Origin of the sequence: Cryobacterium sp. SO1, from assembly GCF_004210215.2 — a bacterium.
In the GTDB taxonomy this organism is placed as follows: domain Bacteria; phylum Actinomycetota; class Actinomycetes; order Actinomycetales; family Microbacteriaceae; genus Cryobacterium.
Genome location: NZ_CP067394.1, coordinates 3,797,201 through 3,812,460, shown reverse-complemented (window position 1 = coordinate 3,812,460; position 15,260 = coordinate 3,797,201). Strand labels below are relative to the sequence as shown.

Sequence of the window (15,260 nt, the reverse complement as noted above, 5' to 3'; positions counted from 1 at the left end):
CTGTGCGTCTGCCCCGGGATGCCGCACGGATAGTGTGTGGGCACCCCGGGTCAGGACCGGATCCGCTCGCGCGGGTCGATCAGCCGCGCAAGGCCTGCTTGATGGTGACGCGGCCGCCCATTCTCAGCAGCGAGTTGCGGTAGATGCGCGAGCCGAGAACGATCACCCCGGCGGTGGTCACCGCGAGGATGACCAGGGCCAGCACCGGCTCCCACCACTCGGCCGAGCCCAGGAAGACGCGCACCGGCATGCCCACCGGAGCCGAGAACGGCACGTAGGACATGATGGCCATCACAACCGGGTTGTCGTTGAAGAAAACCACCAGGAAGTAGGGGATCATCACCAGGTAGGTCACGGGTGCCGTGGTGGAGCCGACGTCTTCCTGACGGGACACCATCGACGCCGTCGCGGCGAACAGGGCCGCGATCATCACGAAGCCGAAGGCGAAGAACACCGCGAACCACCCGATCGCCGGCCCCAGATCGGCCAGCAGAACCCGTTGACCGGTGACGGCCATGCCGATGCCCACCAGGAGTGTGATAGCAACGATTTGGCCCAGCGCCATGATGGAGTTGCCCACCACCTTGCCAGCCAGGAGGGCACGCACCGGAATGGCGGACATCAGAATCTCCACTACCCGGGTCTGCTTCTCCTCGACGACGCTCTGCGCAATGGTGGAACCGAAGGTGAGTGCCGACATGAAGAACACCAGGCCGAATCCGAGCGCCACGATGTAGACGAGGAATCCGCCCTGTTCGGCCGGCTCGAGCAGCTCGACGGTGGGGGCGACGCTGAGCGCGTTCATGACCGCGCTCGGCGGCGAGTCCAGGGCGATCACACTGACGCCGAGCAGCGAGTCGCTGGGAACCACGGCGGCTTCGACGGTGCCGTCGCGCACGAGCTCTTCGGCGGCCGCGACGTTGTCGGCGGAGACCATGGTGAGACCGGCGGACTCGCCGACGACGGAGCCGGCCGACCCGACCACGGCGACCTGGGTTGTGGACGGGTTGGCGCTCATCAGGCCGCCGGCGACGACGGAGCCGACCGCAATCAGCAGCAGTATGCCGGTAGAGATGAGAAACGCCTTGCTGCGCAGGCGCGAGACGATCTCCCGGGTGGCGACCAGCCAGACGCTGGCCCAGAAGTTGGGCGCGGTGTGGGCGGCCCTGGTCGAGGCGGGCGGGGACCCGGTGTGAGTGCCCGGCGTTGTTTCGGTGCTCATTGCACGACCTCCTTGAAGATGGTGGCGAGTGAGGGCCTGAGGTGGCCGAAGGAATGCACGGCGCCGCGGGTGAGGGCCTCGCGGAGAACCAGCTGGCTGGCGGCGTCGGACTCGGCTTCGAAGACGGCCTCGCCGCCGTCGAAGTCGATCACGGTGATGCCGGTCATGCCGCGGATCCAGCCGGCGTCGGCATCCGTGTGGATCTCGAACCTGGGGGTGCTGAACTGGTCGCGCAGACGCTCGCGGGACCCATTGGCGCGGATTTCGCCGGCGGCGATGATCACGAGGTCGTCGCAGAGCCGTTCGACCAGGTCGAGCTGGTGCGAGGAGAACAGCACGGGGGCGCCGGCGGCGGCGCGCTCTTTGAGAACCGTGAGCACGACCTCGACGGCGATGGGGTCAAGGCCGGAGAACGGTTCGTCGAGCACCAGGAATTCGGGGTCGTGCACGAGCGCCGCCGCGATCTGAGCGCGCTGCTGGTTGCCCAGCGACAGCGCCTCGACGAGGTCGTTGGCGCGCTCGCCCAGGCCGAGGCGCTCGAGCAGCTCGTTCGCGTTGCGCTTGGCGGCGCTGGTGGTCAGGCCGTGCAGTCGGGCCAGGTAGACCAGCTGTTCGGCGACCTTCATCTTGGGGTAGAGGCCCCGTTCCTCCGGCATATACCCGAACCGGCGGCGATCGCCGTCGCTGAGCGGGCTGCCGTCGAGCAGCACGCTGCCGGAGCCGGGCGAGAGCACGCCCAGAATGATCCGCATCGAGGTGGTCTTGCCGGCGCCGTTGGCCCCGACGAAACCGGTCATGCGGCCGGCACCCACGTTGAAGCTCACGTTGGTGAGTACCTGATGGGTGCCGTAGTGCTTGTTGATGTCCCTGATCTCGAGCATGTCTGCCCCTTCTGTGCGTAATGTCCACGCTAGGCATGCGGCGCCGGTGCCGCATCCGCCTGCGGGGTGAGCGGATGCCTCCGCCCAGAGGGTGAGGCAGCCACCGAGTGAGGCATCCGCCGGTCTACTCCTCGTTCCAGGGTAATTCGGTTCCGAAAGGCATCGGGTTGAGCGGGATGATGACCACCGGTCGTTGTTGCCCGTGGGCCAGGCGCACGGCCACTGACCCGATGAAGAACGTGCGCAGGGTGTGCCGCACGGACGGTTCGCGGGAGCCGACGATGATCATGAGGGCGCGCACTGTGCGGGCGAGGTTCCCGAGGGCCTTGGCGGGTTCGCCGGCGAGGGCTCTGGTGGACCAGACCACGGGTCTGCCGTGCAGGACGCGTTCGATTTGCGCCCGCAGGCCGGGATCGAACTCGGCCTCGGCCGTTTCGAGGGCGTCCGGGTCGAACGACGCGCTGGTCATGCTGCCGTCGGGCCGTTCTTCCAGCCTGTAGCGGCTGGGATCCACCGATGCGCAGATGAGCTCGGCGTCGAACTGGGCGGCGAATTCCGATGCGGCCAGGACCACGGCATCAGGCTGACCTGGCGTGACACCGACGACGACTGGCGGGGGTGTGCGCACCATGGCTGCTCCTTTGCGACGGAGGGCTCCGGCGCCGTTCCCAGGTGCCGGGCTCTTCCTCCGACCCTAACCGGGATACCTGCTGGGAACGCCGACGAATCGTCGACAGGATCGGTCAGAACGGGGGAGGGGTGTCGGTGCTGCCTTGCTGCGGTGCGGAGGGCGCTGAGTTGATCGGCTTGGGTGGCGGGCTGTCGTGGGCGGTGGGGTTCAGGGTGGCCGGGTCGTTGGCGGCGGTGCAGAGGGTGGCTTGGTCGTAGGTGGCTGGGTCGTAGGTGGCCGGGTCGGTGTTGGCGGGGGCGGAGGCGTATTTTCTGCCGGCGGGGGTGGTCCAGGTGAGGGCGCCGCCGGGGCCTTGGTTGGTGGTGAAGCTGGACTGGTGTTTGAGGCGGTGGCATGATTTACAAAGTTTCACGAGGTTATCCACGTCGGTGGGTCCGCCGGTGTTCCAGGGCCGGGTGTGGTCGATTTCGCTGAGCGTGGCGCGGCGGGTGCAGCCGATGCCTTGGCAGGTTCGGTCGCGGGCGTCGAGGTAGCGGCGCATGTCCGCCGGTGGGGCGTATTGCTCGCGGCCCATGCTGAGTCGGCAGCCGGTTTCGGGGTGGGTGAGGATGCGACTCCAGCTGGTCGCGGTGCCGGCGATCCGGCGGGCGGCCTCGGGGTCGATCGGGCCGTAGCCCTCGAGGATGGCGGGTTCGTCGCTGCGGCCCAGCAGGGTCAGTGCGGGCACGGTGACGTGCACGGTGCCGCGGATGCCGTGGCCGAGCCCGGCGGGTCCGACGCCGTCGCGGAGCAGGTCGCGGTACGCGTCCGCGCGGCGCTGATCCTTGGTGCGGGGCTCGCCGGTGCCGGCCGGGTCTGCGCCGGGTGTCGAGGCCTCGGCGCTCGCGTCGGTGTCGAGGGTGGCGGCGATGCGGCTGAGCCGGTCGTAGATCGCCTGGGCGTCTTCGGCTTTGAGGTAGGCGTTCAGCCACGCCATTCCGTCGGCGTCGGGCCGCAACACCACCCGGCGTGTGATGAAGCCGGCGTCGGCGCGGGTCTGCAAGGGCACCGGGTGCATCCGCTCCAGGATTCGGCCGGCGACCCGGACGAACTGGGTGGAGGTGAGTTTCTCCGCTGCGGGCAGCACCTTCGCTTCGAACGCGGGCAGGATCTCTTCGGGCACCCCGTCGGTGAGATCGAGCATCTTCACCGCGTGACCCCAGGTGATACTGCCCCGGCGAAGCGCCTGGTGGAACTGGGGCAGCTGGTCGGTGAGGCGGACGGCGTTGAACACCATCATCCCCGCCGTGCTCGCCTTCAACCGCAACGCCCCCGCAGCCTCGGCGGCCATGCACCGGCGGGCCAGTTCCTCGTCGTCCCAGGCCGGGCCGTGAGCGCCGGTGTCGGGGTCGTTCCGGCCGGACTCGACCGGGTCTCCGCACAGGCCCGCGATGATCCGCGGGTCGTGGCCGAGCCGGTCCAGCTCGGCCAGCAGCCGGGTGCGTTCCGCGTAGCCGGCAGCGATGACCTTCTCGTTGGCGATCAGCGGGTCGATCACCGCGTTGATCGCCGCCGCAACCGGGTCGACCGTCGGGTCGAGAGCGACGCCCCGGGGCTCTTTCGGTGTGGCATCTGAGGTGGCCATAGGGACAGTGAATCACCCACCACCGACACTCCCCGGCCCGGAAAGAAAGCTGTGGAAAGGTACTTGGAGACTCGCCTGTGGAGGAGGGGCGCGCCCTGACAACCGTGCGCCAAGCGCCATCACAATCGTGGTCAGCGCTGCTGCGCCGCCCCCGGCACGACGATGCCGTGTTCGTACGCGTACACAACGGCCTGGATGCGGTCGCGCAGTCCGAGTTTCTGCAACACCTTCGACACGTGCGTCTTCACCGTGGCTTCACCGAGGTACAGCCGCGCGGCGATCTCGGCGTTGGCGAGGCCCAGGGCGATCAGCTCGAAGACTTCCCGCTCCCGGTCGGTGAGCTCGCCCACCTCGGCGGGCTCCGGCAGGAGCGCCCGCGCGCCATCCGGCGCACCGGTTGGCGCAGACGACGGCAGCGCGCCGCGGGCGAAGCGTTCGATGACCCGCCGGGTGATCTCGGGCGAGAGCAACGCATCACCGCGGGCGAGCACCTGCACGGCCTCTACGAGCGCCTCGGGGGTGGCGTTCTTGAGGAGGAACCCGCTGGCACCGTGCTGCAGGGCGGAGAACAGGTAGTCCTCCCGGTCGAAGGTGGTGAGCACCAGCACTGCGGCGCGGCTGGCCGGGTCCGCGACGATCGTGCGGGTGGCGGTGAGACCGTCCATGCCCGGCATCTGCACATCCATGCAGACCACGTCGGGTTGCAGGGCGGCGGCCTGGCTGATCGCGGCGGCCCCGTCCGCGGCCTCGCCGACGACCACGATGCCCGGCTCGGACTCCAGGATGATGCGGAACCCGGCACGCACCAGAGCCTGATCGTCGACGAGGAGCACCCGGATCAGCGCGCTCATTCGGCAGCCTGCTCGGTCATCGGCAGAAGCCCGTCGGGTGTGCTCGGCGCGGAGGCGCCGGCGAGCGGCACCCGGGCGCGCACCAGGTATCCGCCGCGCGGCCGGTTGGCCAGGACGAGAGTGCCGCCGACCGCGGCGACGCGCTCGCGCATGCCCTGGTGGCCGAGCCCGCCGGCTGCCCCGGCCCCGGCCCCGGCCGGCACGGATCGCGCGTGCGCTCCCCGGCCGGTGTCGGTGATCTCCACTTCCACGGCATCCGTTTCGTAACGCAGCCGCAGGTCGGCTGTCGCGCCGGCTCCGGCGTGCTTGCGGGTGTTGGTGAGGGCCTCCTGCGCGATACGGTACAGGCTCAGGCCGATGGTGCCGGGCACCTCGCGCGGGTCGCCGATCACCTGATGCCGCACGTTCAGGCCGGCGTCGGTGTTCTCCCGGGCCAGCTCGGCCAGCTGGTCGACCCCGCGGGTGCTGGTGCTCTGATGGGTGGGCCGGGCGGCGTCGCAGTCTGCGTCGTCGGCGCGGAGGGCGCCGAGCATCGTTCGCAGCTCCTCCACAGCGGTGCGGGCGCTCACTTCGATCACCCCGATCGCTCGGCCGGCGCCGACCGGGTCACGGCTCAGGATGCGTCGTGCCGCGCCGGCCTGCACGCCCATCACCGATACGTGGTGGGCGACCACATCGTGCAGTTCCCTGGCAATGCGCAACCGCTCCAGGGTCACGGCCTGCATGGCGGTGCGTTCGCGTTCCGCGGCGAGTTCTTGGGTGCGGGCCTCGAGCGCCGCGGAGCGCCGGGCGGCATTCCACGCGGCATCGCCGAAGTAGAACGCGGCCCAGAAGTAGACCAGGTTGAGCAGCACCTGGAGCAGACCGAAGGCGGCGTAGGGCGAGAAGAATCCCTCCCTGGACATCTCGGGAATGGTGGTGGCCTGGTTGGCCTGTTCGATCAGGCTCCAGAACAGCCAGATGAACATGCCCGCGATGATGCCCAGCCGGGTCCACCTGGCCACCGCTCGGTGGTGGCTCCACGCCCCCACCGAGTAGATCGCCACGTAGAGGCAGATGCTCGAGAAGAGGGCATCCGTAAGGCCGATCGAGCCGAAGACACCGAAAACGACCGCAACCGACAGCGCCACGATTTCGGGGAAGCGCCGCCGTGCCGCCAGCGGCAGGGCGATCAGTGCCACCCACAAAACAGCGAGCCACGCGGGCGAGTCGTCCATGATGCCGGCGCTGCGGGTGAGGGTGAGGCTGAGCGCGGTGCCGCCGGCCAGCGCCACCGCCACCCAGGCATCCGCCCGGTAGCCGGAGCGGGGGCCGCGCGGCCGGAGCCAGCCGTCGGCCAGCGGGTCGGCGGACCTGGAGGTGCGGACGTCGGTACTCATGTCACCACGCTAGCGCCGCACCCGAACGGGCGCCTCAGCCCAGCGGTGGATCCGGGACGAAGGGCCGCACGAATTCCGGACCATTTCGCTTGCACGTCGTGCGTCGTTGCACTTAGTGTAATCACGTGACAACCGTGAACCTTGCCCCGAACCTTGCCCCCGATCGCCGCGCCGAGCTCAAGGCTCGTCACCGCGAGGCGATTCTGGATGCCGCTGACGCGCTCATTCGCGAGCGCGGCAAGCCGCAGTTCAGTGTTGATGAACTTGCCGAGCGAGCGGATGTCTCCAGGCGCACGGTGTTCAACCACTTCGGCTCGCTGGATGACGTGATCATGACCACCTGCACACGGTTGCTCAGCGCCGTCGTCGACGAATTCCGGGCGGCGACGCAGGCGTCCCCCGCGGGAGACGGCAGCCTCGTTGCCCTCTTCAACGAGATCACCGCCGCCGTGCGGGCCATGGACCTGCCCACCGTGGTCGCCTACCTCTGGGAGGTGCTCGACGCCGATTGCGAGATCGCACGCTCGCCGCACGCCCTGGGCGATGTCTTCACCCGGGCGACCGAGCAGCTGTCCACCGAAATCGCCGAGCGCAACACCGCGATCGACGAGTTCGAGGTGGCGATCCTGGTCAGCTCGCTGATGAACGGTGTCGCCGTGGTGTCCGGCCACTGGATCGCCCGCACCCAGGGGACGCTCGACGAGCGCTCACGGGCCGTGTGGGACGACCTGCTCGACCGCCTCATCACCTCGGTCCGTGCCGGCTACACCGCGGCCTGACCGCGTCGTTTCCCCGCTCCACCACCAGCTCTCTTCCCGATGACGCGATGCGAGACACCGTCAGTAACCCGACCTCAAGAAAGAACCTCTAGGACTATGGCATCCCTCCTGTACCGACTCGGCCGGTTCTCCGCTCGCCGAGCCTGGCTGATCATCGTCGCCTGGGTGGTCATTCTCGGCCTCGCCGGCGGTGCGTTCGCGCTGTTCGGCGGCACGCTCACCTCCTCTGTCAGTATCCCGGGCACCGCCACCCAGGCCGTCAGTGACGAGCTCGCCGAGAAGTTCCCCGCCGCAAGCGGCGGTCGGGGGACCGTCGTCTTCACCACCACCGACGACTCGGCGTTCACGGCCGAGCAGAAGACCGCGATCGGCGACCTGCTCACCGACACCGTCGGGCTCGACAACGTGAAGTCGAGCACGAACCCCTTCGACACCCAGGCGCAGATCGACGACCAGGCCCAGAAGATCGTGGACGGCCGCGCACAGATCACCGACGGCACCGCCCAGATCGACGCCGGGCAAGCGCAGATCGATGCGGCCACGGCGCAGCTCACGGCCGGCCAGGCGCAGCTCGACGCCGCTCGCAGCCAGGCGGAGGCCGCCGGACAGCTCGCCGCCGCCCAGCCGGCACTCGAGGAGCAGCGGGCCCAGCTCGCCGCGGGTGCCGCGGCGATCGCCGAGCAGCAGGCCACGCTGGATGCGAGCCGCACCGAACTCGAGGCCCAGAGTACCGCCCTCGAACAGGGCTCCGACCTGCTCGACCTGGCCGCAGGCATCCGCCAGGTCTCGGTGGACGAGACGACCGCCGTCGCGAGCCTGCAGTTCGACACCTCGCTCAACCAGGTGCCGGCCGAGTCGAAGGAGGCGATCGTCGAGGAGATGGACAACGCCGGCATCGACAACGTCACCGCCGAGGTCTCCAACGACATCGCGGCCAGCATTCCCGAGATCCTCGGCCCGGGCGAGATCGGTGGCGTGATCATCGCCGCCGTCGTGCTGTTCGTCATGCTCGGCACCCTGATCGGTGCGGGTCTCCCGCTGATCAACGCGCTCATCGGCGTCGGCGTCGGTGTGCTCGCGTCGCTCGCCCTGTCCGGCTCCGTGGAGATGCTCTCGGTCACTCCGGTCCTTGGCGTGATGCTCGGCCTGGCGGTCGGGATCGACTACTCGTTGTTCATTCTCAACCGGCACCGCACCCAGCTGCGAAACGGGGTGCAGATGCAGGAGTCGATCGGCCTGGCCAACGGCACCTCCGGCAACGCCGTGGTGTTCGCCGGCGCCACCGTGCTCATCGCGCTGCTCGCCCTCAACCTCACCGGCATCCCGTTCCTCGGGCTGATGGGCACCGTCGGCGCCGTCTGCGTCTTCGTGGCGATACTCATTGCGATCACCCTGACGCCGGCGTTGCTGGGCCTGGTCGGCACGAAGATCCTCACCAAGAAGGCCCGCGCGCACATCGGCACCCCACACGCGAAGGTCGTGGCCCCCGACAAGCCGATGAACACTGTGCGCGCGGTCGTCACCGTGATCGCGGGCATCGTCGTGCTGCTGATCGTGGCGATCCCGGCGCTGTCGATGCGTCTGGGCCTGCCCGCCGGTTCGTCCGAGCCGCTCGACTCCAGCGCGTACCGGGCCTACAAGCTCGTCGACGACAAGTTCGGCGCTGGTATCAACGGCCCGCTGCTCGTGGTCGCCGACCTTGACGCTGCCATCACCGACGACGACCTCATCGCCGAACAGGTGCGCATCGGAACCGCGCTCAAGGCGGAGAACGACGTCGTCGCGGTCGCACCGATCGGCGCGTCGGATGACGACCTGCTGCTGGCCTTCCAGGTCATCCCCAAGGAGGGGCCGACCAGCGAGTCGACCGAGCAACTCGTGCGCGACCTGCGCGGCCTCGACATCGACGGCGTCAGCTCCCTCGGCGTCGCCGGCAACGCATCCGGCAACATCGATGTGAGCGAAAAGCTCGCCGACGCGTTGCCGCTGTACCTGCTCGTGGTTGTGGGGCTCTCGTTGATCATCCTGATCTTCGTCTTCCGCTCGATCCTGGTACCGGTCACCGCCACGCTGGGCTTCGTGCTGTCGCTGTTCGCGTCCTTCGGCGCCATCACGGCGGTCTTCCAGTGGGGCTGGCTCGGCTTCCTGTTCGGCATCCACGATCCCGGGCCCATCCTGAGCTTCCTGCCGATCCTGGTGGTCGGTGTGCTGTTCGGGCTGGCCATGGACTACCAGCTGTTCCTGGTCAGCGGGATGCGCGAAGCGTACGCGCACGGCGCACCGGCGCGGCTGGCTGTGCAGCGTGGTTTCCACGCCGGGCGCACCGTGGTGATCGCGGCAGCGCTGATCATGGCGTCGGTCTTCTCCGGCTTCGTGTTCTCGAACTCGGTGATGATCCAGTCGATCGGCTTCGGCCTGGCCATCGGCGTGCTGCTGGATGCGTTCGTCGTTCGGTTGCTCATCATCCCCGCCGTGATGCACCTGCTCGGTGACGCGGCGTGGTGGCTGCCGAAGTGGCTGGACCGCATTCTGCCCAACGTGGATGTGGAGGGGGCGTCGCTTGAGCGCACGCACCCGGTGCACCCGGTGGCCGAGCCCGAGCGTGAGACCGTGGCGGCTCCGCGGCGCTGACTGCCCGGCCGCGCACCGCCGGTGCCGGGTTCGGGCAGCCCGATGCCGTCGCGCGGGGCAGGCGCCGGTAGGCGGGTGGCGTGCCACCCGCCTACCGGCGCCTTGCCCGCGCATCGCGCCGTGGGCATCCGTGGGCGGCGAGCCTGGGCGGCGAGCCTGGGCGGCGAGCCTGGGCGGTGAGCCTAGGCGGTGAGGATGCGGCGGGTGTTGTTGAGCTCCGCGGCGGGGGAGTCCCAGAGGGACACGACCTCGGCGGCAAGCCGGGATTCGAGGCCCTCGAGGGCGCGCACCGCGAAGATCACTGCGGCGGCGGTGTCGCCGGACTTGGCGAAACCGTGCCCCACCGCCCTGGTCCAGGTCTCGGCGGCGGCCTTGGCGCTGGCATAGTTCGCGCCGCCGGGAGTGGGGGCCGTCACCGACACCGACGACACGATCGCCAACCGGCCGGCGAGGGACGCCAGCAGGTCAGCGTTGAACGCCCGGGTGGTGTTCCGCAGCGTCTGCAGCACCCGCCGGTGCAGGAAGTCCCAGTCCTCGTCGGACTGGCCGTCGAGTCCGCCGCCGCCGCGCCAGCCGCCGACCAGGTGCACAAGAGCGTCGATCGGGCCGTGCTCGGCGTGCGCCGTGGCGGCCAGGGCCGTCACGGCGGTGAAATCGGCCAGGTCGCACACATACACGGATGCGTCCGGCGCCACCGTGCGCACCCGCTCCAGGCGACCGGCGTCGGAACCCACGGCAAGCACCCGGGCGCCGGCGCCGGCCAGGGCGGCCGCGACGGCCACCCCGGCAGCGCTGGTGGCCCCGGCGACAAGCACGGCGTGTCCGGCGACGGCGCGCGCATCGTTCACGGGATCAGGCATCCGCGGTGATGCCCACGGTCGACTCGATGACCGGCTTCATCTTCTTGTCGAGCGCCTCGAAGAACATCGAGAGCGGGAACTCGTCATCGAGGACGAGGTCGGTGTAGCCCTTCGGCGGCCCGGCGAGCACCTCCAGCGGCAGCCCGCGCGCCCAGGTCGACGCCGGGTTGGGCGTGAGGGTCTTCGTGAGCATCTCGTACGCCGCCAGCCAGTGCGCCTTCTTCGGCCGGTCGATCGACTCCCAGTACAGTTCGTCGATCTGGGCGCCGAGCGCGATCACCACGTCGGGCACCGCGTCCCAGTCCAAGGAGAGTGCCGTGTCGGTCCAGTGCAGCACGTGGTGCTGGTGCAGCCAGGCGAACAGCAGCTGGCCGCCCAGGCCGTCGTAGTTCCGCACCCTCGTGCCGGTGATGGCGAACCTGAAGATCCGGTCGAAGATCACCGCGTACTGCACGAGCTTGGCGTGCCGGCGCGCCTCGGGGCTGGCGGCGTCGTCGCGTTCGATCTTCACCGATTCGCGGAACGCGGTGAGGTCGCAGCGCAGCTCCTCGAGCGAGTAGAGGAAGAACGGCATCCGCTGCTTGATCATGAACGGGTCGAACGGCAGGTCACCTCGCATGTGGGTGCGGTCGTGGATGAGGTCCCACATCACGAAGGTCTCTTCGGTGAGGTGCTGATCGTCCAGCAGCGCCGCGGCGTCGGCGGGCAGCTCGAGCCTGGTGATCTCGGCGGCGGCCCGCACCACCCGGCGGAACCTCGCGGCCTCCCGGTCGGCGAAGATCGCACCCCAGGTGAAGGTGGGGATCTGCCGCATCGCGACGGTCTCGGGGAACAGCACAGCCGAGTTGGTGTCGTAACCGGCCGTGAAGTCGAGGAACCGGATGGGCACAAACAACGTGTTCGTGTACTCCAGTTCCAGTTCGGCCACGAACTCCGGCCAGATCACCTCGATCAGCACCGCCTCGACGAGTCGGTTGGTGCTGCCGTTCTGCGTGTACATCGGGAACACCACGAGGTGTCGGATGCCGTTCGCCCGCTTTTGCTGCGGTTGGAAGGCCATCAGCGAGTCGTAGAAGTCGGGCACGCCGAAGCTCTCGGACGCCCAGCGGTCGAAGTCGACCACCACGGCGGCCAGGTAGTCGGCGTCATGCGGGAAAACTCCGGCGAGCTCGGTGATCGCCGAGGTGATCTCGGCGACGGAAGCGCGGGCAACCCGGTGAGCGCCGGGCTCGGGGATCGAGCCGTCCTGCGCCTGCACCGATTGGAGGGCGGTGGCGGCGGTCTTCAGCCGCAGCCAGGCTGGCGAGTGCACGAGATCTGCGGTGCGGGTGTCCTCGAGAACCTCGGGCTCACCGACCAGTGCGTTTGCAATGTAATTCGACATGGGAACCTCCCGTCCTCGTGAGTGCCGCGGGCGCGACGTGCGTCGGCGCACCGCGTGGGTTGATGCCGGTGTGCGCCGACACCAGAGTAACCGGGGGCTGACGGCGTTTTCATGCGGGCCGCCGCAGTGAATCGCCGTCTTCGCCGGGTTTCGCGCCGGTTCGCGTCGCCGAACGCGGTCTTCCGGATGCTCAGAGGCCGGACAGGACGCCACCGATGAGAGCCGCTCCGATGACCAGCAGCAGCACGCTCATGATCGCGGCGTTGTGGCGCACCAGGAATTGGCGCAGGTCCTCCAACCTGGCCCTCAGGCCGTCGCGGGCCACGAAGGCGGAGACGACCGGCACCAGGACGCTGGTTGCCGCGATCAGCGTGTAGGCCGCGGCCACCGTGATGGTCGACCCCAGGGGCAGGCCGGCGCTGCCGATGGTGATGCCCGCGCCCACGCCGAGCAAAAGCTCCTTGGGATTGGCGACCGACAGGAGCACTGCCAGTCGTGCTGCTGTGGCCGGTGTGCTGTCCTCGATCGAGGCCATCCAACCGGGGAGGCTCGCGTCTTCACCGGTCAGAGGTCGCCCCCCGCCACTTGCTCAAGCCGAGCACGATGAGCGCGAACCCCACCAGTATCCGCACCACCGAGGCGGCCGGTGACGCCTCGGCGGATCGTTCGAGCAGGTCCGAGACCGCGGCAACGGTGCCGACGACAACGGCCACGCCCAGCAGGCGGCCGGCCAGGAATGCCGCGGCCGCCGGCCGACCGGTCTGTGACAGTAACACCAGCACGACAGCGATGATCGGGAACGGACTCAGCTCAACCGCGACGGCGACGGGCAGCACCGCACCGAAAGCCTCGATCATCGCAGTCCCGTCTCCACTTGAAGTCAGGGTCATCGTGGCACGATCCGGTCCGGGCCGGACAATGGGCTCATCCACCTGGATAGTTGACACATGGACATCGAAGAAGGTACCTTCACCCGGCCGGTTCTTCTGGCGGACTTGGCTCGGCGGGTGCTCGCCCTGCTCGGTGACCACGGCCGCATCATCGTGGGTATCACCGGAAGCCCGGGCGCGGGCAAGACCACCCTGGCGAAGCAGCTGGTGGATCGCCTCAACGACGGCGGCACCGGCTCCCGGGCGGTGTACCTGCCGATGGACGGCTTCCACCTGGCCAACACCACCCTCGACAGGCTCGGCATCCACGACCGCAAGGGCGCCATCGACACCTTCGATGGGTGGGGCTTCGTCGCCCTGCTGAACCGGGTGCTCAAGGAGCAGGACCACACCGTCTATGCGCCGAGCTTCGAACGCACCGTTGATGAGGGCATCGCGGGCGAGATCGAGATTCCGGCCGGCACCCGGATCGTGATCGTGGAGGGCAACTACCTCCTCGTCGACCAGGAACCGTGGAACCGGATCCCGGGCCTTCTCGCCGAGACCTGGTTCTGCCAGACCGCCGCTGAAGAAAGGCACTCCCGCCTGGTCGACCGGCATATCCGGCACGGCCGGAGCCCGGAGGCGGCCGACGCGTGGGCGAGCTCGGTGGACGGCGCGAACGCGATCCTGATCGAGCAGACCAGGGCGCGGGCCGATCTATCGGTCTCCGGGGCAGTATGCCGAGGGTGATGCGTTCATCGGCATCGCAGCGCAAACACTTTCGCGGCCTGCCGCGCTGAGCCCGGGCGGCCGTTCCGGTGGCCGCGCCGCGTCACGACTTGGTAAACACTCGGCCAATAGTTTGTTCTCCCTTGCGCGCGTTTCGTTCGTAAGGTTTACTAACAAACATGACAGCCACCGGCGCCCCGCGGATGATCCAGGACCGAGCCCTCCGTCCCACGACGAAGGTCCTGCCCGAACACATCCGCCTGAACAACCGCACCCTGGTGATGCAGACGCTGTACCGCGCCGGCCTGCAAAGCCGCGCGGACCTGGCCCGGGAAACCGGCCTGACCCGGGTGACGGTGTCCGACCTGATCAGCGAGCTGATGGGGGAGAACCTCGTCATCGAGCTCGGCCAGCGGCAGGAATCGCGCCCCGGCAAGCCCGCCACCCTGTTGGACATCAACCGGGTCGCGTTCCAGATCGTGTCGCTCGACCTCTCCGGGCATACCCGGTTGCGCGGCGCCGTGCTCAGCCTCGACGGTGCGGTGCTCTCCAGCTCGGAAGTCGAGCTGGCCGGAGCCCGCGGCGAGGCCGCCTTCGACAAGGTCGCCGAACTCCTCGCCCAGGTGATCGCCCGGGCCACCGCCCCGATCCTCGGTGTCGGAATCGGGTCCCCCGGCATCGTCGACGGGGCCGGCATCGTGCGGAACGCGCCCAACCTGGGCTGGCGCGACCAGCCGCTCCAGGCCCGGCTGCAGGATGCGACCGGCCTGCCCGTGCGGGTGGTCAACGATGCCAACGCCGCCGTGCTCGCCGAACACAGCTTCGGCGGCGCAGACCACGATCTGCTCCTGGTCAAGGTGGGCCACGGTGTCGGCGCCGGCCTGCTGATCGGCGGTCGGGCCATCTTCGGTGAACGCTTCGCCGCCGGTGAGATCGGCCACGTCGTCATCGGCACAGACGACGGCCCGCTCTGCGCCTGCGGCAAGTCCGGCTGCCTCGAGGCCTGGCTCTCGGTCCCGCGGCTGACCGCGGCGATCCACGACGCCACCGCCCAGGCCGCCACACCGGCGGATGCCGAGCAAGCCGTCTCCGACATCCTCACCGAAGCGGGCCGCCGGCTCGGCATCATCCTCGCCCCCGTCGTCGGTGCCCTCAACCTGCTCGAGATCGTGTTGAGCGGGCCACCCGAACTTCTCGATGGCCCGCTCTCCACGGCCACCGTCGAGACCCTCCGGTCCCGGACCATGGCCACCGAAACCGGCGATCTCACCCTGCGCATGACCGCACAGGGGGAGGACATCGTGCTCCGCGGTGCGGCCGTCATGGTTCTCTCCGCACAACTCGGAGTCTCGTAGCCCCAACGCTTCCCCTGCACCAACGATGTGGCGCCCGCCAACGTCGGCAATCCCCGAAAGGA

The 15,260-nt window shown here is 69.1% G+C and carries 14 protein-coding genes; 4 read left to right on the top strand and 10 right to left on the bottom strand.

What is annotated here, in order from left to right:
- Positions 1-79: 79 nt before the first annotated feature.
- The 6 genes from BJQ95_RS18150 to BJQ95_RS18125 all read right to left on the bottom strand — a co-directional run bounded on the left by BJQ95_RS18150 (position 80) and on the right by BJQ95_RS18125 (position 6,588).
- A complete protein-coding gene (locus BJQ95_RS18150; protein ID WP_130179365.1) occupies positions 80-1,222 on the bottom strand; it encodes an ABC transporter permease in 1,143 nt (380 codons plus the stop codon).
- Positions 1,219-2,103 carry an ABC transporter ATP-binding protein gene (locus tag BJQ95_RS18145; protein WP_130179364.1) on the bottom strand — a complete coding sequence of 295 codons (885 nt, stop codon included), beginning with the start codon at positions 2,101-2,103 and terminating at the stop codon, positions 1,219-1,221. Before BJQ95_RS18145 ends, BJQ95_RS18150 begins: the two co-directional genes overlap by 4 nt.
- A 124-nt stretch (positions 2,104-2,227) precedes the next feature.
- A complete protein-coding gene (locus BJQ95_RS18140; protein ID WP_130179363.1) occupies positions 2,228-2,734 on the bottom strand; it encodes a universal stress protein in 507 nt (168 codons plus the stop codon).
- Between the two features lie 112 nt (positions 2,735-2,846).
- Positions 2,847-4,358, bottom strand: a complete 1,512-nt coding sequence (locus tag BJQ95_RS18135) for an HNH endonuclease signature motif containing protein (protein ID WP_256041458.1) — start codon at positions 4,356-4,358, stop codon at positions 2,847-2,849.
- A gap of 131 nt (positions 4,359-4,489) precedes the next feature.
- On the bottom strand, positions 4,490-5,209 hold the full coding sequence (locus tag BJQ95_RS18130; protein WP_130179409.1) for a response regulator transcription factor: 720 nt from the start codon (positions 5,207-5,209) through the stop codon (positions 4,490-4,492).
- Positions 5,206-6,588, bottom strand: a complete 1,383-nt coding sequence (locus tag BJQ95_RS18125) for a sensor histidine kinase (RefSeq protein ID WP_130179408.1) — start codon at positions 6,586-6,588, stop codon at positions 5,206-5,208. Before BJQ95_RS18125 ends, BJQ95_RS18130 begins: the two co-directional genes overlap by 4 nt.
- 125 nt (positions 6,589-6,713) lie before the next feature.
- On the opposite strand from BJQ95_RS18125, the gene BJQ95_RS18120 reads away from it, so the two are divergent.
- Positions 6,714-7,367 carry a TetR/AcrR family transcriptional regulator gene (locus BJQ95_RS18120; RefSeq protein WP_240694972.1) on the top strand — a complete coding sequence of 218 codons (654 nt, stop codon included), beginning with the start codon at positions 6,714-6,716 and terminating at the stop codon, positions 7,365-7,367.
- 96 nt (positions 7,368-7,463) lie between these two features.
- A complete protein-coding gene (locus BJQ95_RS18115) occupies positions 7,464-9,998 on the top strand; it encodes an MMPL family transporter (protein ID WP_130179407.1) in 2,535 nt (844 codons plus the stop codon).
- A 182-nt stretch (positions 9,999-10,180) separates the two neighbouring features.
- Here BJQ95_RS18115 and BJQ95_RS18110 read toward each other — a convergent pair whose 3' ends face one another.
- The 4 genes from BJQ95_RS18110 to BJQ95_RS18095 form a co-directional block, all read right to left on the bottom strand.
- Positions 10,181-10,858 carry an SDR family NAD(P)-dependent oxidoreductase gene (locus tag BJQ95_RS18110; RefSeq protein WP_130179406.1) on the bottom strand — a complete coding sequence of 226 codons (678 nt, stop codon included), beginning with the start codon at positions 10,856-10,858 and terminating at the stop codon, positions 10,181-10,183.
- Positions 10,851-12,242 (bottom strand): DUF6421 family protein, encoded by a 1,392-nt coding sequence (locus BJQ95_RS18105; protein WP_130179405.1) that lies wholly within the window; start codon positions 12,240-12,242, stop codon positions 10,851-10,853. Before BJQ95_RS18105 ends, BJQ95_RS18110 begins: the two co-directional genes overlap by 8 nt.
- 190 nt (positions 12,243-12,432) lie before the next feature.
- Positions 12,433-12,777 carry a GAP family protein gene (locus tag BJQ95_RS18100; protein ID WP_130179404.1) on the bottom strand — a complete coding sequence of 115 codons (345 nt, stop codon included), beginning with the start codon at positions 12,775-12,777 and terminating at the stop codon, positions 12,433-12,435.
- A gap of 22 nt (positions 12,778-12,799) precedes the next feature.
- Positions 12,800-13,132 (bottom strand): GAP family protein, encoded by a 333-nt coding sequence (locus BJQ95_RS18095; protein ID WP_130179403.1) that lies wholly within the window; start codon positions 13,130-13,132, stop codon positions 12,800-12,802.
- 57 nt (positions 13,133-13,189) lie between these two features.
- Between BJQ95_RS18095 and BJQ95_RS18090 the strand changes: the two genes are divergently transcribed.
- Both BJQ95_RS18090 and BJQ95_RS18085 read left to right on the top strand, forming a co-directional pair.
- Positions 13,190-13,864: a nucleoside/nucleotide kinase family protein gene (locus tag BJQ95_RS18090; protein WP_130179402.1), complete on the top strand. Its 675-nt coding sequence runs from the start codon at positions 13,190-13,192 to the stop codon at positions 13,862-13,864.
- 158 nt (positions 13,865-14,022) lie between these two features.
- Positions 14,023-15,198: an ROK family transcriptional regulator gene (locus BJQ95_RS18085; RefSeq protein ID WP_205750269.1), complete on the top strand. Its 1,176-nt coding sequence runs from the start codon at positions 14,023-14,025 to the stop codon at positions 15,196-15,198.
- Positions 15,199-15,260 lie beyond the last annotated feature (62 nt).